Source organism: Alteromonas sp. 5NS40-0096 (assembly GCF_057544385.1).
This window is the reverse complement of sequence record NZ_BAAJLQ010000007.1, coordinates 123,886-148,358: the sequence shown is the minus strand read 5'-3', so window position 1 is coordinate 148,358 and position 24,473 is coordinate 123,886. Positions and strand designations below refer to the sequence as shown.

At 45.0% G+C, this 24,473-nt stretch carries 21 protein-coding genes; 14 read left to right on the top strand and 7 right to left on the bottom strand.

Annotation, left to right across the window (positions count from 1 at the left end; translation table 11 throughout):
- Positions 1 to 72 precede the first annotated feature (72 nt).
- Positions 73 to 1,650: a peptide chain release factor 3 gene (gene prfC / locus AC27G9_RS18725; protein WP_487076011.1), complete on the top strand. Its 1,578-nt coding sequence runs from the start codon at positions 73 to 75 to the stop codon at positions 1,648 to 1,650.
- Positions 1,651 to 1,662: 12 nt separating this feature from the next.
- Positions 1,663 to 3,396, top strand: coding sequence for an arginine--tRNA ligase (gene argS / locus AC27G9_RS18720; RefSeq protein ID WP_487076010.1), 1,734 nt, complete (start codon positions 1,663 to 1,665; stop codon positions 3,394 to 3,396).
- A gap of 41 nt (positions 3,397 to 3,437) precedes the next feature.
- Here the strand turns inward: argS and AC27G9_RS18715 are convergent, their stop codons facing one another.
- A complete protein-coding gene (locus AC27G9_RS18715) occupies positions 3,438 to 3,809 on the bottom strand; it encodes a VOC family protein (RefSeq protein WP_487076009.1) in 372 nt (123 codons plus the stop codon).
- Between the two features lie 66 nt (positions 3,810 to 3,875).
- The gene (locus AC27G9_RS18710) at positions 3,876 to 5,624 is read right to left on the bottom strand and encodes a PAS domain S-box protein (protein WP_487076008.1); all 1,749 of its coding nucleotides are present in this window, start codon (positions 5,622 to 5,624) and stop codon (positions 3,876 to 3,878) included.
- Positions 5,625 to 5,770: 146 nt separating this feature from the next.
- Here AC27G9_RS18710 and AC27G9_RS18705 point away from each other — a divergent pair, with 146 nt between their 5' ends.
- The 3 genes from AC27G9_RS18705 (at position 5,771) to lysS (ending at position 9,167) form a co-directional block, all read left to right on the top strand.
- On the top strand, positions 5,771 to 6,343 hold the full coding sequence (locus AC27G9_RS18705) for an NADPH-dependent FMN reductase (protein WP_487076007.1): 573 nt from the start codon (positions 5,771 to 5,773) through the stop codon (positions 6,341 to 6,343).
- 160 nt (positions 6,344 to 6,503) lie between these two features.
- Positions 6,504 to 7,602, top strand: a protein-coding gene (gene prfB, locus AC27G9_RS18700; RefSeq protein WP_487076006.1) for a peptide chain release factor 2 whose coding sequence is annotated in 2 segments (ribosomal slippage) — positions 6,504 to 6,578 and positions 6,580 to 7,602 — 1,098 coding nt in all. Because the reading frame shifts where the segments join, the coding sequence is not laid out codon by codon here.
- A gap of 23 nt (positions 7,603 to 7,625) precedes the next feature.
- Complete coding sequence (gene lysS, locus AC27G9_RS18695; protein ID WP_487076005.1) at positions 7,626 to 9,167, top strand: lysine--tRNA ligase; 1,542 nt, start codon at positions 7,626 to 7,628, stop codon at positions 9,165 to 9,167.
- On the opposite strand, the gene AC27G9_RS18690 is transcribed toward lysS, so the two are convergent.
- Genes AC27G9_RS18690 through AC27G9_RS18680 form a run of 3 tightly spaced genes read right to left on the bottom strand, consistent with a single transcriptional unit; the run spans position 9,164 to position 11,333 of the window.
- The gene (locus AC27G9_RS18690; protein ID WP_487076004.1) at positions 9,164 to 10,099 is read right to left on the bottom strand and encodes a ketopantoate reductase family protein; all 936 of its coding nucleotides are present in this window, start codon (positions 10,097 to 10,099) and stop codon (positions 9,164 to 9,166) included. The genes lysS and AC27G9_RS18690 overlap by 4 nt on opposite strands.
- Positions 10,075 to 10,761 (bottom strand): pseudouridine synthase, encoded by a 687-nt coding sequence (locus tag AC27G9_RS18685; protein WP_487076003.1) that lies wholly within the window; start codon positions 10,759 to 10,761, stop codon positions 10,075 to 10,077. Before AC27G9_RS18685 ends, AC27G9_RS18690 begins: the two co-directional genes overlap by 25 nt.
- Positions 10,758 to 11,333, bottom strand: coding sequence for an Hpt domain-containing protein (locus AC27G9_RS18680; RefSeq protein ID WP_487076002.1), 576 nt, complete (start codon positions 11,331 to 11,333; stop codon positions 10,758 to 10,760). Before AC27G9_RS18680 ends, AC27G9_RS18685 begins: the two co-directional genes overlap by 4 nt.
- A gap of 256 nt (positions 11,334 to 11,589) precedes the next feature.
- Between AC27G9_RS18680 and AC27G9_RS18675 the strand changes: the two genes are divergently transcribed.
- From AC27G9_RS18675 to AC27G9_RS18660, 4 genes are all read left to right on the top strand, one after another.
- A complete protein-coding gene (locus AC27G9_RS18675) occupies positions 11,590 to 14,412 on the top strand; it encodes a M16 family metallopeptidase (RefSeq protein WP_487076001.1) in 2,823 nt (940 codons plus the stop codon).
- Between the two features lie 121 nt (positions 14,413 to 14,533).
- Positions 14,534 to 16,120 carry a glutamate--cysteine ligase gene (gshA, locus tag AC27G9_RS18670; protein ID WP_487076000.1) on the top strand — a complete coding sequence of 529 codons (1,587 nt, stop codon included), beginning with the start codon at positions 14,534 to 14,536 and terminating at the stop codon, positions 16,118 to 16,120.
- Between the two features lie 80 nt (positions 16,121 to 16,200).
- Positions 16,201 to 16,836 (top strand): transglycosylase SLT domain-containing protein, encoded by a 636-nt coding sequence (locus tag AC27G9_RS18665; protein ID WP_487075999.1) that lies wholly within the window; start codon positions 16,201 to 16,203, stop codon positions 16,834 to 16,836.
- A 320-nt stretch (positions 16,837 to 17,156) separates the two neighbouring features.
- Positions 17,157 to 17,282 carry a DUF3149 domain-containing protein gene (locus AC27G9_RS18660; protein ID WP_487075998.1) on the top strand — a complete coding sequence of 42 codons (126 nt, stop codon included), beginning with the start codon at positions 17,157 to 17,159 and terminating at the stop codon, positions 17,280 to 17,282.
- Between the two features lie 80 nt (positions 17,283 to 17,362).
- Here AC27G9_RS18660 and smrB read toward each other — a convergent pair whose 3' ends face one another.
- Entirely contained in the window at positions 17,363 to 17,944 is a 582-nt protein-coding gene (gene smrB, locus AC27G9_RS18655) for an endonuclease SmrB (protein ID WP_487075997.1), read from the bottom strand.
- A 164-nt stretch (positions 17,945 to 18,108) separates the two neighbouring features.
- On the opposite strand from smrB, the gene prmB reads away from it, so the two are divergent.
- The 5 genes from prmB to AC27G9_RS18630 all read left to right on the top strand — a co-directional run bounded on the left by prmB (position 18,109) and on the right by AC27G9_RS18630 (position 22,913).
- On the top strand, positions 18,109 to 19,047 hold the full coding sequence (gene prmB / locus AC27G9_RS18650; RefSeq protein WP_487075996.1) for a 50S ribosomal protein L3 N(5)-glutamine methyltransferase: 939 nt from the start codon (positions 18,109 to 18,111) through the stop codon (positions 19,045 to 19,047).
- Between the two features lie 4 nt (positions 19,048 to 19,051).
- Complete coding sequence (gene aroC, locus AC27G9_RS18645; protein WP_487075995.1) at positions 19,052 to 20,152, top strand: chorismate synthase; 1,101 nt, start codon at positions 19,052 to 19,054, stop codon at positions 20,150 to 20,152.
- 88 nt (positions 20,153 to 20,240) lie between these two features.
- The gene (locus tag AC27G9_RS18640; RefSeq protein ID WP_487076030.1) at positions 20,241 to 21,380 is read left to right on the top strand and encodes an MFS transporter; all 1,140 of its coding nucleotides are present in this window, start codon (positions 20,241 to 20,243) and stop codon (positions 21,378 to 21,380) included.
- Between the two features lie 119 nt (positions 21,381 to 21,499).
- Positions 21,500 to 21,910, top strand: coding sequence for a hypothetical protein (locus AC27G9_RS18635; protein WP_487075994.1), 411 nt, complete (start codon positions 21,500 to 21,502; stop codon positions 21,908 to 21,910).
- A 115-nt stretch (positions 21,911 to 22,025) separates the two neighbouring features.
- The gene (locus tag AC27G9_RS18630; protein WP_487075993.1) at positions 22,026 to 22,913 is read left to right on the top strand and encodes a hypothetical protein; all 888 of its coding nucleotides are present in this window, start codon (positions 22,026 to 22,028) and stop codon (positions 22,911 to 22,913) included.
- A 29-nt stretch (positions 22,914 to 22,942) separates the two neighbouring features.
- Here the strand turns inward: AC27G9_RS18630 and AC27G9_RS18625 are convergent, their stop codons facing one another.
- Positions 22,943 to 24,472, bottom strand: a complete 1,530-nt coding sequence (locus tag AC27G9_RS18625) for a SpoVR family protein (protein ID WP_487075992.1) — start codon at positions 24,470 to 24,472, stop codon at positions 22,943 to 22,945.
- Between the last annotated feature and the right edge of the window lies 1 nt (position 24,473).

The following is a 24,473-nucleotide window of genomic DNA, read 5'->3' as shown; positions in this document are numbered from 1 at the left end:
TAATACTTGGTATTAGTCCCATAAGCAGGTACAATTCGCGCCCTTAATAACGTCTAAATTACTGAAAGATACATGTCTCTACCGCAAGAAATTAACAAGCGGCGCACGTTTGCGATCATTTCGCACCCGGATGCCGGTAAAACTACGATCACCGAAAAAGTATTACTGTACGGAAATGCGCTACAAACAGCGGGTACGGTTAAAGGTAAAAAGTCGGGCCAGCATGCCAAGTCTGACTGGATGGACATGGAAAAGGAACGCGGTATCTCGGTGACCACATCGGTGATGCAGTTTCCCTATGGCGACAACCTTGTTAATTTGCTTGATACGCCTGGGCACGAAGATTTCTCTGAAGATACCTACAGAACACTGACTGCAGTGGATTCGTGTTTAATGGTGATAGACGCGGCGAAAGGGGTAGAGGACCGAACTCGTAAATTGATGGAAGTCACCCGATTGCGTGATACGCCTATCGTCACTTTCATGAATAAATTAGACCGCGATATTCGCGACCCGATGGAATTGCTTGATGAAGTCGAGACGGAACTCAACATCATGTGTGCGCCTATTACTTGGCCCATCGGTTGTGGTAAAGAGTTTAAAGGTGTCTATCACTTACATCGTGATGAGACGATTCTCTATCAAACCGGCCAAGGGCATCACATTCAAGATGTGAGAATCATCAAAGGGCTAGACAATCCAGAATTAGACGAAGCAATAGGCAGTGGCTTGGTAGAGCAGCTACGTGAAGAGCTAGAGCTTGTTATGGGAGCATCTAACGAATTTGACCAAGAAATGTTTTTGGAAGGTGAGTTAACTCCAGTATTTTTCGGTACGGCTTTGGGTAACTTTGGTGTCGATCATATGCTTGATGGCCTCGTTGAGTGGGCGCCCGCTCCACAGGGCCGTGAGACTGAAAGCGGTCGAGTGGAAGCTGACCAAAAGGGGTTCAGTGGATTCGTCTTTAAGATTCAAGCGAACATGGACCCTAAACACCGTGACCGTATTGCGTTTTGTCGAATCGTTTCTGGTAAATACGAAAAAGGCATGAAGATGCGCCATTCTCGAATTGGCAAAGACATCCGTATCTCAGATGCATTGACGTTCCTTGCGGGGGATAGAGCCTTATTAGAAGAGGCCTATGCAGGTGACATTATTGGCTTGCACAATCACGGTACGATTCGAATAGGTGATACTTTTACCTCCGGTGAATCGTTTCGTTTCGCAGGGATCCCGAACTTTGCGCCTGAACTGTTTAAGCGCATTAGACTAAAAGATCCACTCAAACAAAAGCAATTGCTTAAAGGTTTGATTCAGCTATCAGAAGAAGGTGCTGTTCAAGTATTTAGGCCGCTCGCGAACAACGACCTTATCGTTGGGGCGGTAGGTGTGCTGCAGTTTGATGTGGTTGTCGCTCGTTTGAAGGCTGAGTACAACGTCGATGCTTTGTATGAACATGTCAATGTCGCAACGGCGCGCTGGGTCTACGGCGATGATAAGAAAATCGATGAATTTAGACGCAAAGCAGATGCAAACTTAGCATTGGATGGGGGCGACAATTTGACTTACATTGCGCCTACCATGGTCAATTTGCAACTGGCGCAAGAACGTTATCCCGATATTGAATTTACTAAAACGCGTGAACATTAAGATACAGCAATTATGAATATACACTCTCTATTAGTTAGTCGGTTCTCTCAAGCACTAGAAGAGATGGGCGTAACTGACGCGCCAGTTCCTGTCACGCGAAGCGCGCGTCCTGAGTTTGGCGAATATCAATTCAATGGTGCAATGGCGTTAGCAAAACAACTAAGGCAAAAACCTCGAGATATTGCTCAAACGATTTTATCAACGGTTAAGCTTGATGATGTTGCTACTAAGCTTGAAGTGGCGGGGCCGGGATTTATCAATATCCATTTGAGCAACGAATGGTTATCTGAACGGTGCAATCAAGCATTGAACGACAACCGTTTGGGCATTGCAAAAGCACCTGCTAAAACTGTAGTGGTGGACTACTCCTCTCCTAATTTGGCCAAAGAGATGCACGTTGGGCATCTGCGTACCACTATCATCGGTGACGCTGTGGTCAAAACCCTAGAATTTTTGGGGCACAATGTGATCAGACAAAATCACATGGGCGATTGGGGTACCCAATTTGGGATGTTGCTTGCACATTTGAGCGATAAGCTGGCTGAAAATGCAGTTGCGGAAACGGCATTGTCTGATTTAGAAGATTTCTATCGCGAAGCAAAAGTCCGATTTGATGAAGAAAACGGCTTTGCCGATCGCGCGCGAGAATATGTCGTAAAACTTCAAAGTGGTGATGAGCAATGTATGACGCTGTGGCATCAATTTATTGATGTGTCTATCGCCCATAGTGAAGAAGTGTACGACAAGTTGAACGTTAGCTTAACCCGTGAAGACATTAAAGGTGAGTCTGCTTATAACGACGATCTCGCTAATGTCGTAACTGATTTGAAGGCTGCGGGGCTTGCGGTTGAAGATCAAGGGGCGCAAGTCGTTTTTATTCCCGAATTGGCGGATAAGGAAGGCAACCCTGCGGTTTATATCGTACAGAAGTCAGGCGGTGGTTATTTATACGCGACAACCGATCTTGCGGCTATTCGCTACCGCAATAAAGTGTTAGGCGCAGATCGCACGCTAATTTTGACCGATGCACGGCAAGCGCTGCACTTTAAACAAACTGAAATCGTCGCGCGAAAAGCAGGCTTCATAGAAGAAAATCAAACCTATGAACACTGCCCATTTGGCATGATGCTGGGTAGTGATGGTAAGCCTTTTAAAACTCGTTCTGGCGGCACGGTTAAGTTGGTAGAGTTACTTGATGAGGCCGTCGAGAGAGCGGGTACACTGATTGCTGAGCGCAGTACTGATCTTGACGAAGCTGCGCGCAATCAGGTTGCTAAGACAGTGGGTATAGGCGCTGTTAAGTACGCCGATCTGAGCAAAAATCGCACCACAGACTATATGTTTAGTTGGGACAGTATGCTGAGTTTTGAAGGTAATACTGCACCATACTTACAATATGCCTACACTCGGATTCAAAGTATCTTTCGCAAGGCTGGCGTAGATGTGGCCCAGTTATCTAAGGCAATATCTCTTGACGCCGCACAAGAACACACGCTCGCTGTTCAGTTACTGCAATTTGAAGAAGTTGTCGGCGCTGTGTCTCGCGAAGGTACGCCACATGTACTGTGTTCTTATCTGTACGAACTTGCTAGTGCCTTTATGTCATTTTATGAAGCTTGCCCAATATTGAAGTCTGATGTTGAGCCTGCTGTGAAAGAAAGTCGATTAGCGTTGGCATCTCTTACGGCGAATGCACTAAAGCTGGGACTAGACCTACTTGGTATCGACACACTCGATAAAATGTAAAAAATAGCCCGCGAAAGCGGGCTTTTTTATGGCCATAAACACTATTGATCAAAATAGAAAAAATTTAACTTATTCCCGTCTAAATCACGAAAGTATGCCGCGTAAAAATTGTCTCCCCGAGGCCCTGGTTTACCTTCATCAGTGGCTCCTAAAGACATCGCTTTTTCGTAAAGGGCATCTACTTTTTCTTTGCTGTCTACTTGCAACGCGACCATCACACCATTGCCGATTGTTGCAGCTTGCCCATCAAATGGACGGGTAATAGAGATTGCCGGTTGATCCGGCGCGGTTGCCCAAGCAATGAAAGTATCATCCTCCATAAACCGTCCAGCATTTATTTCAGCAAGTAGTGCGTCGTAAAATGCAGCACCTGCGGCCAAATCGTTCGTTCCCAATGTTACATAGCCAATCATGAATCTTCCTCCTCGTGTAGGTGAAATTTTACTCTAGTCTATAGCTGTATAAATGTACAGTATTTTTTATTCTTCACTCATGTAGCTTGATAATTGGTCTACGTGATCTTTCGTTTCATCGATAAGTGAGCTAATTTCACCAGCAGATTCAGTCGTGCGTAGCGCAAGATTTCTTACCTCCTCTGCGACGACAGCAAAGCCTCTGCCTGCCTCACCTGCTCGCGCGGATTCTATGGCCGCATTCAGTGCCAGCAGGTTAGTTTGGTCGGAAATACCATTGATTGTTTGAATAATGCTGCCAATACGATCCAATACCTGTGACATTGCTCCGTGAGTTTTCGATATCACCGCATTTCTTTCAGACGCATCAGACCCATACAACAGTAACTTGTCGATATCCCCCTCTGAATTCACCACGACAGACAAGGCAACGTCTAACCTAACTTGTTGGTTTTGTGATACTTCAATAGTGAACTCTGTGCGAATGCTGCTTCCTTGGAGAAGTGTGTCCCAGTTTTCTGTCGATAAGTAGTTTCTCAACGATGGAATAACGCGTTTGAGTTCGTCAGTGTGGGTAGCATCAAATGAGGAGAGTGCCATGGCGTTGGCGGTTGTGAGCTCCCCTGTGGGAGAAAACTCCATAACAATATTACTTTGATTAATGGCTTCAAGCCTTACGTCATTTTCTAACGCTCTGCGCTTGGTTTCATCGATATTGGCTTGAATAGAGATAAATTTTACGACTTCTCCACTTTGGTTAAACACTGGGTTTATGGCAAGGCTAATCCAATATGGCTTGCCTTGTTTGTCATAGTTGAGAATTTCATCATAAAACGCTCTACGCTTTTGTAGATTATCGCGGATACGAGCAACGGTCTGAGGATCAGTATGCTTTCCTTGCAGCACGTTACCGGGTATTTTGCCGATGACCTCTTCTGGGGCAAAGCCTGTTAATCGACTAAATCCCGGATTGACGTATTCTATTTTTCCATTGGCACCTGTGATGATGACCGAGTTGTCCGTTTCGTTTGCAACCAAAGACAAGGTGGCAAACTCTTCTTGCTGTAATTTCACCGCGTTTATATCTTTGACAAAAGCGGTGTAAACAATCTTGTCAGCAAGTTGTACTTTCGAGAGTGACAAATTTGCCCAGATTACTCTGCCATCAAAGGTCTCTAACTGAATATCTCGAGAGGTACCGACAATTTTATCGTTCCCTGTGTTGCGATTGGCATTCACAAAACTATCGTGTTGGCTTTGAATCCCTTTTGGAACGAGCATTTTTACATTGTTGCCCAACACTTTTTCTCGAGATATCGCCCACAGTGTCTCCGCCGCGCGATTGAAAAAGATGACATTGTTGTTTTCGTCGATGGTCACAACGGCATCGATACACTGCTCGAGAGTTTGGTCGATGCGCTCTGCATTTTCTTTTTCCGCAGAAATATCTTTAACAAAGGCGGTGTAGCTAATTTTGTCCGCTATTTTTACCCGAGAGAGTGAGAGATTACACCAAATCTTTTTTCCGGATTTAGTTTCAAGTTCAATATCTCTCGATGTACCGACGATTTTGTCTTCGCCTGTTCTTCGGTTGCGGTTTACATAATCATCATGATTGGCTTGAATTGCCCTGGGAACCAGCATTTTTACATTTCGTCCCATGACTTCTGAGGCGGTGTAACCCCATAGCTTTTCTGCAGCAGCATTAAAAAACGTAATGTTGTTGTTTTCATCTATACTCACTACCGCATCAATACATTGCTCAAGTATATTTTTTTGTTGGTCGTTGCTTTTATTAAACCACATCGTAAACATGGTAATTCTCCGTGTAGGCGCTACTTTCCACAATCGCTTTGGAAAAGTGTGTGGAATCCTTGAGCTTTGATTTTTAATCCGTTGAAATAAAGCGTAGACGATTGGAACAAAAACAAACGATTAAATTCGTAAAACAGGATATTTAAATGACTAAAATTCTAGCATTTTCCGGCAGTTCAAGGTCTGGTTCATTCAATCAAGCGATTGTAAAAATGGCGGCTGAGGGGGCAAGTGAAGCGGGAGCTGAAGTCACCGTCATCAATTTGGCAGACTATGCGATGCCAATTTTTAACGAGGATGAAGAAGCGCAAAATGGTATTCCAGAACGGGCACAAGCATTCAAAGAGTTGCTGATCAGCCACGATGGATTTTTGATTGCTTCACCTGAGTACAACAGCAGTTATCCTGCGTTACTCAAAAACGCCATTGACTGGGCAAGCAGAAAGCAAGGCGACGAACCTATGCTTGGTGCCTATCGAGGCAAAGTGGCGGGAATTATGGCGGCCTCACCAGGGGGGCTCGGCGGTATGAGAGTGCTAGTTACCTTGCGTATGTTACTAGAAAACTTAGGTGTCATCGTAATGCCAAACCAGCGCTCTGTGGCTAAAGCCGCAGGTTTGGTTGATGAGCAGGGCAACGTGAGTGACGAAAAGACGGCTGAGCAATTGAAAAAGCTCGGTGCGGATCTGGTTTCGCTGACGGCAAAAATAAACCGCTAAAATTGGCGAATATCTTCTGAGGGAGGCACTCAGCCTCCCGATTTATGTCATTACTGTGTTTTTATGTAATTCAGTCACTATTTATCCCACATTCATCTATCAAAATTTCGCTAAATTCGTTACTATCCCGCCTCTTACCGCGTAATAAGTAAATTCACCTATGTTTGAAATTAATCCCGTGCAAAACGCGATTGCTGATATTCGAGAGCGCACAGCATCGCTTAGGGGGTATCTTTGACTTTGATGTCAAGAAAGAGCGCTTAGAAGAAGTTAATAGAGAACTGGAAAGCCCAGAAGTTTGGAATGAACCAGAGCGGGCGCAATCCCTCGGCAAAGAAAAAGTTACACTCGAGCAAGTTGTAGAAACCATAGTACGTTTGGAAGCCGGTGCTGAGGATGTTGAGGGTTTGTTAGAACTCGCCATTGAAGCTGAAGATCAAGAAACGTTTGACGACGCTGAAAATGAACTCGCTGACCTGACCTCGCAATTGGAGTTACTCGAGTTTCGCCGCATGTTCTCAGGTCCTAACGATACCTGTGATTGTTACATTGATATTCAATCAGGTTCTGGTGGTACTGAAGCACAAGATTGGGCCAATATGTTGTTACGCATGTACTTGCGTTGGGGTGAGGCTCATGGTTTTAAAACGGAATTAATTGAAGTCTCTGAAGGCGAGGTCGCGGGAATCAAAAGCGCCACAATTCGTTTTGAAGGGGAATATGCGTTCGGGTGGCTGAGAACCGAGACTGGCGTCCATCGATTGGTTCGAAAATCACCATTTGACTCTGGCAATCGCCGTCATACTTCTTTCTCATCAGCATTTGTTTACCCAGAGATTGACGATAATATTGATATCGATATTAATCCTGCAGATTTGCGTATCGACACGTATCGGGCTTCTGGAGCAGGTGGACAACACGTCAACAGAACGGATTCGGCTGTGCGAATTACTCACGAACCTACGGGGATCGTAGTACAGTGTCAAAACGATAGGTCGCAGCACAAAAACAAAGATCAGGCGATGAAGCAGCTCAAAGCGAAATTGTATGAATATGAGCTGCAAAAACAAAATGCGGAAAAACAAGCCCTGGAAGACAGCAAGTCAGATATCGGCTGGGGAAGCCAGATTCGTTCTTACGTGTTAGATGATTCACGTATCAAAGACTTGCGAACTGGGGTTGAAAATAGGAATACGCAGTCGGTTCTTGACGGCGATTTAGATAAATTTATTGAAGCCAGCCTGAAATCAGGTCTGTAGCAATCAACACAAGTGAAAGGTTTATGACTGACCAACAACTGGATGAAAACAAATTAATTGCAGAGCGTCGAGCAAAACTCAACGCTATTCGAGAAAACTGCCGCGCAAATGGCTTTCCAAACAGTTTCCGTCGCGAGAACTACGCACAGGAGCTACAGGAAAAGTACGGTGAGTTAGACAAAGAAGCACTGATTGAGCAAGATAACAAAGTCAGTATTGCAGGCCGTATCATGGCAAAACGCGGTCCGTTCTTGTTACTTCAGGACATGACAGGTCGCATCCAAGCTTACGCTGACAAAGACACTCAAAAAGCCTTAAAAGCGCAATACGGTGCACTGGACATCGGTGACATTATTGGCGTAGCTGGTGCATTGCATAAATCAGGTAAGGGCGACCTTTACGTGAATATGGAACAATACGAGTTGTTGACCAAGTCACTGCGTCCGCTGCCAGAAAAGTTTCACGGCTTGGCGGATCAGGAAACCAAGTATCGTCAGCGTTATGTTGACTTGATCACGAGTGAGAAAACACGTGAAACTTTCGTCGTTCGAAGCAAAATCGTCAATGGTATTCGCAATTACTTGAGCCAAAGAGATTTCATTGAAGTCGAAACGCCGATGTTACAAGTTATTCCCGGCGGTGCCACGGCTAGACCATTTGTTACTCATCACAATGCATTAGACATCGATATGTTCTTGCGTATTGCACCAGAGTTGTATTTGAAACGACTTGTTGTTGGCGGCTTCGAACGTGTGTTCGAGATTAATCGCAACTTCAGAAATGAAGGGTTATCAACGCGTCACAACCCAGAATTCACTATGCTTGAATTCTACCAAGCCTATGCTGATTACAACGATCTGATGAACCTTACGGAAGATATGCTACGTACGCTTGCACAAGATATCTTAGGTTCAACTGAAATTATCAACACGATCAAGGACAGCGAAGGCAATATTGAAAAAGAAATTCGATATGACTTTGGCAAACCATTTGACCGTTTGAGTATGGGCGAAGCCATTTTGAAGTATTGGCCAGAAGCCAATGAGCAAGCCATTCGTGACCCTGAAGCGCATCTTGATGAACTTAAAGCGATGGCTAAACAGTTACACATTAAAGAGCCTGAAGTCGATGGTATATGGGGTGCAGGCAAGTACTTGTGTGAAATTTTTGAAGCAACCGCTGAAGAAAAGCTTGAACAGCCAACATTCATTACTGAGTATCCGTGGGAAGTATCGCCACTTGCTCGTCGTAACGATGAAAACCCGTTCATTACTGACAGGTTTGAGTTCTTTGTTGGTGGTCGAGAGCTAGCCAATGGTTTCAGCGAGTTAAACGATGCGGAAGACCAAGCAGCAAGATTCAGAAAGCAAGTGGAAGAAAAGGATGCGGGCGATGACGAAGCCATGCATTACGATGAAGATTACATTCGCGCGCTTGAATATGGGTTACCACCGACGGCCGGGGAAGGTATTGGTATCGATAGACTCGCGATGCTATTTACCGATAGTTCTACTATCAAAGATGTGATCCTGTTCCCGCACATGAAGCCACAAGAGCAGGACTAAATAGCACACTGCTTTATTGATTCATACAGTAAGGCATTCACGGGAACGTGGATGCCTTTTTTATTGGCTATTTCAACAATATACCCGCTGATCGAATCGATTTCTGTTTGCCGTCTAGCGTGAACATCGCGGTTCATACTCGAATAATTTTGTGCGGTATCTTTGGCGACTCGCAACACTGTTTCAACCATTTCAATACTATCTAGCAGAATGTCTTCACATTTTGCAACGGCGCAGGCCTCCTCACATACTCGAGTAATTGTCTCTCGATATTGTGTCTGCTGTAACTCTCCATTTCTGATGCTGTGTAGCGCGGTGAGCGGGTTGATAGCGGCGTTGATGATGAGCTTTTTCCAAAGCGCCGCCTTCATGTCAGTTGCCACAAAAGTGGGAGCTAGCGTTTGCTCCAGTAGATTAGCGATATCATCACTTTTGTTTGTTGCATTGCAAAGCCAAGACATCCCTACATAGGTGTCACCTAGTCCAGTGTGCTCAACCCGTGTCGCCGCCTGTTTTAACGCGGCTTGACTCGTCGTTGCGAGATAGGTTGGTTGAAGAGGGCCAAGTACTTCTCTCGCAACCTCAGCGCCCCCCATGCCATTGTGCATAAGTATGACGACCGTTGATGGGTGAAGCAGAGGTTGTAATAACTTCAGTGCATCGGCAATTTGATACGCCTTTAACGGTAAAACAATTATGTCACTCGCACTGAATTTGCCTCGTTGCCATTGTTTGTCGAGTAGGCTGATCTCTCCGTATCTGAGAGTTTTGACAGCGTCTGGAGGCAAGGTCTTCTCGCGTAAAATCCACTGATATGCTATCTCAGAATGGGAAAAGCCAGCTGCAATCAGGCTGCCTATTGCGCCAGCACCTACAATGAACAAATCCCCAAAGCGGTTATGCGGTGTCATCGTTTTTTGTATGCTGGCCATTTGAGTAATTCCGGCGCGCCAACTTGTGCAATCCAAGCCGCGAAGGCGTCTGTGCAAAAGTGTTGGCCACTCGTTGGGGGGCGACAAACAGTAAATGGTTCGTTTTGATAACAAAATGACAACTGGTAAGCGTGTAAATACAGCCTATCCGACGATTTACCAGAATAGTGAGTGTCACCTAAAATCGGGCTTCCATTGCTTTTCATAGCAACTCGAATTTGATGCGTTTTTCCCGTTAATGGGCGAACGATTGTTGCCCTTGTGCCTGGGGTTAAGCCATGAGAAAAAAACTGTGTTGCCGCTGGGTTATCTTTTGATTTAAGCAATACATGCTGTCCGCGTCGGCGATTTTTCATATCGCCTTCGATGGTGCCTTGCTTCTTTTTGGGTTTGCCATCGGTCAATGCCACATAAAATTTTTGAATGGCTCTGCGTTCGAAAAGTTCGCCAAACTCAGCAGCAGCCTCGCTGGATTTAGCGAGAATAAGTAAACCGGATGTTGGCGTATCCAGGCGATGGCAAGGCAACAGCACTTCATTGGCGTATTGCGATTTAGTCAGTGCGACAATGCCCTCATTGACGTCATGCATCGCGACGCCAGAGGGCTTGTTAACAATAATAAAGTCTTTATGTTCGAGACATATCTCTATGTCATAGGTCATGAAAGCTGATTGACTAGGTCGATTGCAATACCATAATCGAGCTCATCAACGGCTTCCTGAATGGCTTCTTTTTTATCATTATCATCGCAGAGTTGACTCAGCCAATCGTTGAGTTTTTCTGGTGGGATGAATTCATTGGCTTGGAGAGCCGTTAATAAGGCGTCTTTGCTACTCTGTGCATTTGCTGTGGCGGGCTCAGCCTTTTGTGTGGTCGGACTAACAGATAATTGTTGTTCTGAACTGAGCGCGTCAATCGTGCCGATAGTTTCATTCAGTGTTGCAGAAAACTGTGGCAGATGGCTCAAAGTCGCTTGCTGCTCTTTGATATCGGCTTCTAATGTTTTACAACTCATATGCAAAGCAACACAGCCCAAATTTCCTGACACACCTTTCAACGTGTGAATGAGCACCCGTGCATCTTCCCATGCAGACGCTGAAATGAGCGCATTGAGCTTTTGCTCAGTTTGACGATATTCGTCAGCAAATTTTCTGAGTAAAGTTAATAGTAAACCTTTGTTACCACTGAGTTGCGATATGCCAAACTCGACATCAAGCACAATTGGTGAATTCATAGTTCTCTCCTGTCCCTCGCTCTAAGTGTATTCGATACCCAGAATTATTTCTAAGCTTAGTATTAGAAAAATATGATTTGCATACATTTTGTACGCAAAAATTGTTTTTTGCGACCAATGGGCAACAAAATGATACAAAGCACTGGAATTCGTATGGGTATTTGTTGATTGAATTTGGTAATCTGAAGGGATGCTCGTACATATTTCGTTCCATGTTGAATCACAAGCTGGGGCGAATACTCTAAAGAGGTTCAACATGCGTTTCTCTTTTCTTTCCGCAGCGATTATCGCGCTCGGTGGGATATCACTTCAGGCTTGTCTTCATACACCAGACAAAGTCGACCAGTCGGTCGAAACACAGCAATCTGCGGTTTACATTCCTCATACTAAGTACACATTGGAAAATGGCCTGACCGTAATTCTGCATCAAGACACGTCAGATCCTCTGGTTCACGTAGATGTTACTTATCACGTGGGTTCGGCGCGCGAAGAAGTTGGCAAATCCGGTTTTGCCCATTTCTTTGAGCACATGATGTTTCAGGGATCTAAGCACGTTGCTGATGAACAACACTTTAAGGTGATAACTGAATCGGGTGGTAACCTCAATGGTACGACAAACATGGATAGGACAAACTATTACCAGACTGTTCCAGCCAATCAATTGGAAAAAGTGTTGTGGCTTGAAGCTGACCGTATGGGTTTTTTGCTTGAGGCGGTGACTCAAGAAAAGTTCGAAGTGCAGCGAGAAACGGTAAAAAATGAACGAGCGCAGCGAGTAGACAATCAGCCATACGGCCTGAGAAGTGAACGCGTAGGTGAGGCGCTCTACCCGCTAAATCATCCCTATTCTTGGTCGACGATTGGATATGTAGAAGACCTAGATCGCGTTACTGTTGACGATCTAAAAGCCTTTTTTAAACGCTGGTATGGCCCTAACAATGCCGTATTGACGATCGGTGGCGACATCGACGTTGCCCAAACGAAGGCTTGGATCGAAAAGTACTTTGGGCCAATTAGTGTGGGCCCTGTTGTTGAGCAAGCTGAAAAAGCCCAAGTGGTATTGGAAAATGACCGATATCTCACCTTAGAGGATGATGTGCATCTACCTCTGTTACAAATTACGCTTCCAACCGTATATGGACGTCACCCTGATGAGGCGCCTTTAGACGTGCTTGCCGATATACTCGGTGGTGGGAAAACGTCTTTATTTTACAAAAACCTAGTCAAAAAAGGGGCAGCAGTACAAGCGATTGTATCTCACCCGTGTCGAGAGTTGGCGTGTGAATTCCAGCTACTGGCCCTCGCTAATCCTCAAAATATTGAGAATCTTAATGAGCTTGAAAAGATCATTGATGAGACGTTAAAAGAGTTTGAAGACAGAGGAGTAACTGAAGATGATTTGTTGCGGACAAAAGCGGCGATAGAGTCTTCAACGGTTTATGGTTTACAAAGTGTTGCAGGTAAGGTGTCAACACTAGCTGCCAACCAAACGTTTTACGGTGAGCCTGACTTAGTCGCAAAAGATCTCTCGCGATATAGTAATGTGACAAAACAAGATGTTATGCGCGTTTATAACACTTACATAAAAGACAAACCCGCTGTCAAATTAAGCCTAGTTCCAAGAGGGCAAACTGAACTTGAATTAGCAGAGGTGAATTTTGTCAAACCAGAACGCAATATCGCGATAGATACTGTAACAAGCGAAGCAGTAAATAACGGTATTATTGATAACTTTGATCGCAGTATTCAGCCTCCGGCTGGTGAGGCACCAGTGGTTAAAGTACCTGATTTCTGGCGTGATAAATTAGCGTTTGAAATCGATATTCTCGGAATAACCAGTGACGAAACACCGACAGTGAGTCTTTCTATTGCGCTTGAAGGTGGTTCGTTGGTGGAACCGTTAGCCAAGGCGGGGGTTGCCAGTTTGACTGCTGCCATGTTGAATGAATCGACACAGGCCAGAACCAGCGAAGTAATGGCCAATGACTTGGCCAAGTTAGGCAGTTCGATTCATTTCAGTGCTTCTGGTCGCTACACCCAAATTTATGTGTCGAGTTTGACCAAAAATTTGACGGCAACATTGGCTCTGCTGGAAGAAAAACTGTTCAAGCCAAAATTTGATACGACTGAATTTGAGACCTTAAAAGCGAGAACGCTACAAGGTCTACAACAAGATGAGAAAAACCCGTCTTCACAGGCGCAGCGAGCCAAATATCGCTTGATGTACGGTGATGAAAATCGCATTGGCTGGCCAGATTCTGGCACGCAAGAATCGATAGCGGCGCTGACCATAGATGATGTAAAACACTATTATCAAACCTATATCAATGCGTCAAAAGCCAGTGCTATTGTGGTGAGTGACTTAGCCAAAAACGACGTCCTCAAAGCATTAACGTTTTTGTCAAAATGGCACAGCACTGACTATGACATTCCGCCATATTCACCTTTCCCGAAATATAGTGAACAAAAAATCTATCTTGTAGATAACCCCGGAGCGGTGCAGTCTGTCGTATCGATAATTAAGCGCTCAAGACCTTATGACGCAACAGGTGACTTTTTTTATACGCGATTGATGAACTTCCCATTGGGTGGCGCGTTTAACAGCCGCATCAATTTGAACCTTCGCGAGGACAAAGGCTATACCTACGGTGCCAGCTCAGTGTTCTTGGGAGGGAAAACGTTGGGATGGTTTGAGGCGAGTGCAGATTTGAATGGCGAAAATACGGCAGATGGTATTCGGGAAATATTTAATGAGTTGAAAGCCTATCGCGAGAATGGGATGACAGACAGTGAACTCGCGTTTATGCGAAGTGCATATACATTAAGTGATGCATTAGAATATGAAACGCCGAGTAGTAAGGCATCCTTCTTACGTCATTTGTATAATTATCAGTTGGATAAAACTTATCGTGACGAGCAGTCTTCTATTATCAAAAATGTCACACTTGAACAGCTCAATGCCGTGGCAAAAAGAGAGTTGCAAGCAGAAGATATGCAAATTGTCGTAGTGGGCGACAAATCAAAAATTTTACCGCAACTGCAATCGTTGAAGCTTCCTATCGAAGAATTGGTGCTATAGTCACCGGGAAGCGATAAACGTTTTGACCGTGAACACAGTCGGATTCGCGATGGTGTTCACTTGAAAAAAAACTCGGTTGTTCCCATGTTGGAATAGCCCTTTGATATTACGGAATTTTGCTTTGGCTGCGAATCAAACACAATTTGAAGCCCGTGTCGCTGCGTTGGACAGCGTCGATTTTCTTACAACGCTAAAAAACATTCGCCGCGGAGTAGAACGCGAAGCCCTGCGAATTCAGAGTGATGGCACACTGGCCCAAACTCCACATCCTGTGAGTTTAGGTTCAGCTCTAACTCACGAATCCATCACGACAGACTTTTCTGAGTCACTACTTGAATTCATTACGCCGCCAGAAGCCGATAGCAAGGTGACGATGGAGCAATTGGCCGATGTGCACAAGTATGTCCTTGCCAACTTAGATGGCGAGCGTTTGTGGCCAATGAGTATGCCTTGTTTCATCGAAGACGAATCCAGTATTCCCATTGCTCACTATGGCTCATCTAATGTCGGCAAAATGAAAAAAGTCTATCGCGTTGGTTTGAAAAACCGCTATGGCAGTATGATGCAAGCTATCTCTGGTGTGCATTTTAATTTTTCATTCCCCGATGAGTTTTGGCAACAATGGGCAAAAATGGAAGGGGTAGAGTATTCACAAGATACGGTATCTGCTGCTTATTTTTCGCTTATTCGCAACTATCGTCGTTTTTGTTGGCTCATTCCATTTTTGTATGGTGCGTCGCCGGCATTGTGTGGCTCTTTCCTAAAAGGCAAAGAACACAAACTGCCTTTTGAGCGTGTGGGCAAAGGCACCTATTATTTGCCTTATGCTACGTCGCTTCGAATGAGTGATCTGGGTTATACCAATGCTGAACAATCGGCATTGAAGATTTGCTACAACAAGCTAGACAATTATATTGCTTTGTTACGTGAGGCAATGTATTCCCCTTCTACCAGCTACGCGCAGTATGCAGCGGGTGAAGGCGGGCACTACCAACAACTTAGCAAAAATGTATTACAGATTGAAAACGAGTTGTATTCACCCATTCGTCCTAAACAACCCACAGCATCAATGGAAAAACCAACGGATGCATTGGCCCGCAGAGGGGTAAGTTACATCGAGGTTCGCGCGTTAGATGTGAATCCATTCTCGGCATTGGGAATTGATAGAGAGCAGTTTGATTTTCTCGATATCTTTCTTCTGACTTGCTTGTTAACACCGAGCGAAGAGCTAACAGAGGTGACATTTAAAGAGTCGGATGACAATCTTTCTCGTATCGTATTAGAGGGCAGAAAGCCGGGTTTAATGTTGCAGCAAAACGGTGAAGCTGTACCCATGCAGCAATGGGCCGAAACCCTGTTTGCCAATTTCAAACGTACTGCAGTATTGCTTGATAAAGCTAACGATACACGACGTTATACCCAAGCGTGTGAAAGAGAGTGGCAAAAAGTATTACACCCAGACACTACGCCATCGGGTAAGTGGTTGGGGCAATTACTAGAGAATGATTGGGATAATGGAGACTTGGGATTGAAGCTAGCCGATGAGTACACTCAAACATTAGCCTCCTACGACTATGTACACACAAACGAGTCAAGTTTTGCTGGGCAAGCAAAAACGTCATTAGCGAAGCAGAGCGAGATTGAAGCTGAAGACGATAAAGACTTCGATACGTTTATACGAGAATATTTCGAGGCGCCGCAAGCATAAAAAAAGCCTGGCTGGTGCAGCCAGGCATCAAAGAAGTTCCAGGGAAACACACATTACTAGAACACTATGTTGGACAACACATGTCGGTAAAGTTCACTTCTTGTACAAAAAAAAGACTACTTTTTGTTGTGGTCATACCTCTTCTGCTGGCGAGCTGCTCTACGACGCCGCCATCGGATATTAGTAATATCTGCAGCATTTTTGAGGAAAAATCTGATTGGTATGAAGCTGCGGCAGATGCCAGAGATAAGTGGGGTGCACCAATTCACGTGCCCATGGCAATGATGTACCAGGAGAGTTCTTTTAAACACGACGCATTACCGCCAAAAGATTACGTATTTTTTGGTTTGATCCCCTGGGGCAGAGTCAGCTCTGCCTATGGTTATTCCCAAGCTAAAACGCCAACGTGGAGTGACTATATCCGAGAAACCGGTAATTCGGGCGCTGACCGAGATGATTTTGATGATGCAATCGACTTCATGGGGTGGTTCATCTACAAGTCAAACAAAGTGAATGGCGTGTCCAAATGGGATGCCTATGGTCAATACCTCAACTACCACGAAGGTTGGGGAGGCTACAGAAAGAAGAGCTACAACAAAAAGCCTTGGCTCAAAAAAGTCGCTCAAAAAGTGAAAGCGCGAAGCTTGCGTTATGCCAAGCAGCTAAAAACGTGTGAAGAAGACTTAAAAGAAGGTTGGTTTTTCGGATTGTTCTAGTTCAACACGCCCAAATTAGTACGAGTCTGCTGTACCTAGCTCTTGTTAGGAAAAAAGAAAAAGCGGTTACATCCCACACATAACCGCTTTTTAAAATCGACGCAAAGCCAAGACCGTTAAACCTGCGCCGAACAGGCAGGATTAAATTTAATGTAAATGAGAATCATTATCAAGTGATTTTTTGAAGTTTTTCACTTTTTTGATCTGCATCAAGTGATTCAGGTGACTCACGGGGCTTATATGATTTAGATCAGTAAATCCCATCCAGCGCTCTCAGATAATGGTGTTGAAGATAAAAACACACCGTGAAGGAGAGCGTCATGTTCCTAACAATGTTGAAAGATCCAGTCGTTTGGGGTTCACTACTTGGTATTTTAATCATCTGCGTGATGATGGGGTACTACACGTATTTGTTTATGCATAATAGCGCTGACGAAAACAAGTAGTGCTCTGTTAGGCCGAGCGGTAGTCTCACACTATAAGTAAGCCAGATCTCGACAGCGTGCACGCCAAAGGTCAGCACGTCTTAGAACTTACCTGATTGAGATTCGTCGAGTTCTAGCAAGACTACCAGCGCACCCTGGCCTCCGTACTCTAGCGGTGCTTGATGAAATGCTAACACATGGGGATGCTGAACAAGGTAGTGAGGCAATGCCTGTTTTAAAACGCCACCGCCTAAGCCATGAACGATTGCAACGCAGTCAAGGCGCTGTTTTCTCGCTGCATGGATCATCGCGGCTACTTCGTGCTTGGTAGACTGTTTAGTCAGGCCATGTAAATCTAGGATTAATTCGGGTGAAAAATCCCCTCTGCGCAATTGTTTGAGTAAATAGGTTGGTTTATCTTCTCGACAATAGCGCATTGGTCCCTCGTCGGGCAATTTAGCTTGAAACACGTCAGAAAACTCGAAGCTAGCAGCACTTTGCTTTTGCGCAATCGCGTCTTGCGCTCTTTGTTTTTGCCGTCCTGAAGGTGTGACTGCTTTTTTCTCGTGGACCACTTTGTCTTGCTGTAATGGCTTTATCCCCTTCATTGATGCCTGAAAAAGAGAAAAGTCATCTTCGCTATTCGACAGCGTTTGGCCAATTTGTTTGAGTTTATCTTTCATATCCACACACGTATTCCGACAGCTCATATAATTTTATCATGAATGAATCAAAGGCGGCACTGACCAATTGCGCCGAAAAGCTTATCAGATAACAAAATAATACATGTGTCACCGTAAAACATTGGGTATTATAGCCGTTTGAATTTTTAGCTTGCCCGAGTGCTATGACCGATAAAATATATTTAAACGAAGCGATTGATGACTTACATACTATGTTGGACTTTGTAAGGTGGTCAGTTAGCCGCTTTAACGATGCGGGTCTTTATTTTGGTCATGGTACAGACAACGCTTGGGATGAAGCGGTGAGTCTTGTGCTGCAAGCACTGCATTTACCCCAGCATATTGTTCAACAAACAGGGGATGGTTTGTTTGACGCGAAGCTAACGCGAAGTGAGAGAGAGAAAGTCGCAGAGCTTGTGCTCAAACGCGTTCAAACTCGTATGCCGTTACCCTATATTACCCATGAAGCTTGGTTTTGTGATTTGCCCTTTTACGTTGACGAGCGAGTATTGATACCGCGCTCGCCTTTTGCTGAGTTGATTCAAAAGCAATTTGCGCCTTGGGTAACAGATGCGCCAAACACCATACTCGATATGTGCACGGGCGGCGGATGTATCGCTATCGCTCTCGCTTATGCATTTGATGAAGCCCAAGTTGATGCTGTCGATATTAGTCAAGATGCCCTGGACGTCGCCGATTTCAATATTCAAGAGCACAATGCAAGCCACAGAGTTTTTCCGATTAAATCGGATTTGTTTTCACAGTTACATGGCCAAAAATACGATTTGATAGTATCAAACCCCCCTTATGTCGACGCTGAAGACATGGCAGACCTTCCCGATGAATATCACCACGAGCCGGAGTTAGCTCTTGCCGCCGGTGATGACGGGCTAGACCTAGTAGAGATCATGATTGCTCAAGCGCCAGATTTTCTAAATGACGGTGGTTGGATGTTTGTTGAAGTCGGTAATAGTGAAGTGCATATGGCGAATCGCTTCGACGGCCTAGACGTTGAATGGATAGAGTTCGAGTCTGGCGGTCACGGTATTTTTGCAGTCAGTAAAGCGGCCATGGAAGCCTATCAACAACGAGGTACGAAGTAAGAATATGTCAGGTAACACCTTTGGAAAATTGTTTACGGTAACAACGTTTGGCGAAAGTCATGGTATTGCGATTGGTGGCGTTGTTGATGGCTGTCCTCCAGGGCTCGATCTCTGTGAAGCCGACTTGCAGGGCGATCTGGACCGTCGTAAACCGGGTACCTCTCGTTACACCACAGCGCGGCGTGAAGATGATGAAGTCCAAATCTTGTCAGGCGTGTTTGAGGGTAAAACAACGGGCACAAGTATTGGTTTACTGATCAAAAACAAAGATCAACGCAGTCAAGACTACTCGAATATTGCCGACCGGTTCCGTCCTGGACATGCAGACTACACGTATGATCAAAAGTACGGAGCGAGAGATTACCGAGGTGGTGGTCGCTCTTCGGCTCGAGAGACAGCGATTCGCGTTGCAGCTGGTGGTATCGCGAAAAAGTACTTAAAGCAAGTGCACGGCATTGAGATACACGGTTACTTATCGGAATTAGGTCCTATTGCTATCGACACTGTCGATCATGAGATAACCAATACTAACCCTTTCTTTTGTCCTGATGCGTCTAAATTAGATGCGCTTGATCAGTATATGCGAGACCTTAAAAAATCTGGTGATTCGATTGGCGCCAAAGTCTCTGTGGTCGCGAAAAACGTCCCCGTTGGGCTTGGTGAACCTGTTTTTGACCGTCTAGATGCAGATATTGCCCATGCCATGATGGGCATTAATGCCGTTAAAGGCGTGGAGATCGGCGATGGCTTTGACGTTATCAACCAAAAAGGCAGTGAGCACCGTGATACTTTGACTCCCAATGGTTTTGAAACCAACCATGCAGGTGGCGTACTCGGTGGTATTTCTACTGGGCAAGAATTGATCGTGCATATGGCCCTTAAGCCTACTTCTAGTATCTCAGTACCGGGAAAAACGATTAATAAACAAGGTGAAGAAATTGACATTGTGACGAAAGGTCGCCACGACCCTTGTGTCGGTATCAGAGCGGTACCGATTGCCGAGGCCATGCTTGCCCTTACCTTGATGGACCATTGTTTACGTCATCGCGGACAGAATGCCGGAATTATTAGTGACACGCCAGTTATTCCCGGCTCACTGACCTAAACCCTTGAAGCCAGCCCTTTGGGCTGGCTCCTTTGCTACTAGATTTTATACCTTGTTAGATCGCGCTTTTTCTCCAACCAACATTTTTATGTTGGGGCTTACCTATTTTTTGTATTTTGGCCAATTAGGTGTACTTGTACCTTACCTTGGTGTTTTTCTCGATGGCAGGGGTTTTTCTTCTGTACAAATCGGCGAACTACTCGCCATCATTACCCTGGCGCGTATCATAGGCCCCATTATGTGGGCCAACATTGCCGATAAAAAAGGCAAAGCCTTAGGTGTACTGAGGCTGGGGACATTTCTAACGATGTCTTCATTTGCGTCAGTGTTCTACTTTGAAAGTTTTTGGGGCATGACATTGAGCTTTAGCTTGATGATGATGTTCTGGACAGCGGTTTTACCCCAGCTGGAAGTCATTACAATGCAATGCATTGCCGCCCGAAACATAGGGTATGGCAAGGTGCGTTTATGGGGCAGTATTGGCTTTATTGTACTCACCGTCTTAGTTGGCTGGTTACTTGATATCTTCTCTACCGAAACGCCTGTTGTGGTATCGATGGCGACCTTGAGTGGGTTGTGGGTGGTGACTTTATTTATTAAGCAGCCGCCACTGAAAGCCAAGGCATCCCAACACAGTTCCTCGTTGCTCGATGTGGTCAAAAGCCCTGTATTTATCGCTTTTATGGTTTCAGCGACACTTTTGCAGTTCAGTTTTGGTAGCTACTACGGCTTTTTCTCTTTGTACATGCGCGACCTCGACTACTCAGGACAGGAAACGGGCATGTTGATCGCACTTGGCGTGGTAGCTGAAGTTGGGATTTTTCTCGCTGCACGACGCTTAATTCTGAAGTTTGGCGTATGGAATTTATTGGTGTTTAGTATGGCAGCAACCGCGGTACGATGGTTCGTATTGGGGTATCTTGCTGACAGTCTGTTGATTGTTATGGCCAGCCAATTGATTCACGCTCTGAGTTTTGGTCTGACACATGCCGTCTCTGTTCACTTTATCCATCATTATTTCGCTCCCGAGTACCATAGTCGAGCTCAAGCGGTTTACATAAGCGTAGCGTTCGGTATGGGCGGAGCGATTGGCAGCTACCTCGCCGGCGTCACCTGGATGCAAGGCGCAGGAGCGAGTCTGTCTTTCGCTGTGTCAGGCAGTGCCGCACTACTTGGTACGATGGCGCTATTGTTTGTGAAGCCAAAGGCGATGAACAGCAATACTTAGGTTTGTGGTGCTGGCTGCTTTCGCTGTTTTTTTAGACCTTCACTCCCAATTTTGAGCTATATTGGAACAGGCGTCGTACAGAACTCGATATAGATGCTGTGCGTTATTTGGGAGACAAGATGAATAAGTTTGGAGAGTTCAGCCTAAGGCTCGACAACCGCGTTATCGTGGCCCATTTAAGCGGTATTTCCAATGCGAGTAGCGTGTTAGCTTATAGTCATAGATTCAAGCAGCTAGTCAAGAGTTTAGCGCCAGGCCCGTGGGCGCACATTGTTTATTTGGACGACTGGCAACTGGGTACGCCCGAAATCGAACCGATTGTTGAACAATTAGTTCTGTGGTGTGAATTGAGGCAGTTGGCTTTTACAGCACAAGTGCTCAACCCCCACAGTTTGAAAGAGTTTCAGCTCGACAAAATGATTCAGCAAGGTGATACACACAGCCTAAAACGCTTTGATAATGAGAGTGACGCTTTTCGTTGGCTGTCTTATCAAGGGTTTGACGTGTTATCGCCTTACATTGTTGCCTAGGTTGCGATAACCAGATTGAGTCGTCACATTGACTGATAATCTAGCTCTGGAACTTGGTTTGGGTTCAGTTTTGTCTTAGGGTAGGGGAAAATAAACCAGACTGACAGTGCTCAATATGAAATACATATCTCTTTTGGTATTGCTCTCCACGCTTATACCTTTGTCTTCTTTTGGACAATTGCCAACCTCTAATATTTGGCTACTCAAACTGGAAAAAAACGATGGGCAAGTCACCATTCATCGAGCGGTCAAGCTGACTGACAACCAGGGTTACTCCAATCAACCTCATTTTACCGAGGATTCGAAGATCTTGTATTACACTCAAGGCTTTGATGAGCAGAGCAGTGAGCAAACCGATGTGATGGCGTACCATCTTAGTAAGCACTTCCACACAAGGGTTACGGAATCCGCTTCATCTCAGTATTCGCCTACACCTAATCCATCAGGAGATGGTTTTAGTGCGATACATGTGGATGGCAACCAGAAACAATGGTTGTATCAATACCATATGGACGGTCAGTTAGGTGATAAGCTAACTAATGTTGAGCCCATTGGTTATCATGTTTGGATAGATAGGAACCACGTATTGGCTTTCGTACTTGGTCAGCCTCATACGTTGCAGAAGTTGGGGCAGGACAATTCCGCTGAACTAGTTGATGACAACATAGGAGCGAGTCTTTGGCCTATTCCTGGGACCGACATGTTCAGTTATACCAAAAATCCGTCACCCGATGGGCAACCCTGGACATTAATGGCAGTAAACCCAGAAACTTTGGAAACCAACCCAATGGTTGCTATGCCTTTGGGGGCTTATTATATGGCCTGGTTTCCGTCGGGAATCGCATTGACTGGCGTAGAAAGTAAAATACTAGGGTGGGATAGTCACAGCCCCGGTAGTCAATGGCAAGAGTGGTTAGACGTCTCCGCGTATTGTAAAGGGCTAGTCAGCCGTATTCATGTGGATAAGCGTGGCTCAATGCTCGCTTTTGTTTGTGACAGCTAACCGAGCTTACCAATCATAAGCCTTCATTGTTACTCATTGAGTATTGACGGTGATTTACGGCAACTGGCAATCACTTGCACGTTGCCGTTTTCGTCTTTTTGTTCAAGGTTGACATCGAACTTCCACAACCGATGTAAGTGTTTCATCACCTCTTCTTTCGAATCAGCTAATGGAATACCATTTTGAGGTATGTAACGCAGTGTGAGAGATCTGTCTCCCATTACATCGACGTTATGCACTTGTATATTAGGTTCCAAGTTACTCAGATTATACTGTGCGGATAGCTTTTCTCTGATTTGTGCGTAACCTTGTTCATCATGGATTGCGCTGACACTGACGTAAGTTTTTATCGCGTCGTCTTCAACGGCGAAAAACTTGAAATCTCGCATCAATTTTGGCGATAAAAACTGACTAATAAAGCTTTCGTCTTTAAAGTTATGCATCGCAAAGTGTACGGTTTCCAACCAGTCTTTACCGGCAATATCGGGAAGGTAGTATTTGTCTTCATCGGTTGGCGCTTCACAAATTCGCTTGATATCCATGAACATATTAAAGCCCAGTGCATATGGGTTTATACCCGAGTAATAGGGGCTGTTGTAATCGGGTTGTGCGACCACACTGGTATGGCTGTGTAAAAACTCGAGCATGAAGCGGTCGGTTACTTTACCTTCATCGTATAAGGTGTTTAATAGGTGGTAGTGCCAAAAGCAAGCCCATCCCTCGTTCATCACTTGAGTTTGTTTTTGTGGGTAGAAATATTGGGAAACTTTGCGAACGATTCGCACTATTTCTCGTTGCCATGGCTCAAGTAAAGGCGCATTTTTCTCTATGAAATACAGTAAGTTTTCTTGAGGTTCTGTCGGGAAACGCTGCTTTTTGGGCTTAGCATCTTCTTTAGACTCAGGTACCGTGCGCCACAATTCGTTGACTTGGCTTTGCATGTAAGCTTCGCGCTGTTCTTGGCGGTTCTGCTCTTCTTGCATCGAAATCTTTTGCGGCCGTTTATACCTATCAACACCATAATTCATCAAAGCATGGCAAGAATCTAAAATACTCTCGACTTCTTTATCACCATATTTTTGTTCGCATTTAGCAATATAGTTTTTGGCGAACACTAAATAGTCGATGATTGAGCTTGCATCAGTCCACGTTTGGAACAGGTAATTACCTTTAAAAAAGGAATTGTGACCGTAACAAGCGTGTGCCATAACGAGCGCCTGCATTGTGATCGTATTTTCCTCCATTAAATAGGAAATACAGGGGTTGGAGTTGATAACAATTTCATAGGCCAGCCCCATTTGGCCACGTCGGTACTGTTGTTCGGTTTGAATAAATTTTTTGCCAAACGACCAATGCGTATAGTTGATGGGCATACCGATACTGGCATAGGCATCCATCATTTGCTCAGCAGTGATCACTTCGATTTGGTTTGGGTAAATATCAAGTTTGAAGGCCTTTGCGACCCTGTCTATTTCAGCTTCGTATTCTTCCAATAAGTCGAAGGACCAGTCGGGGCCGTCATCTAATGGCGTTACTTCGATTTTCCGTTTTGTCGGCATA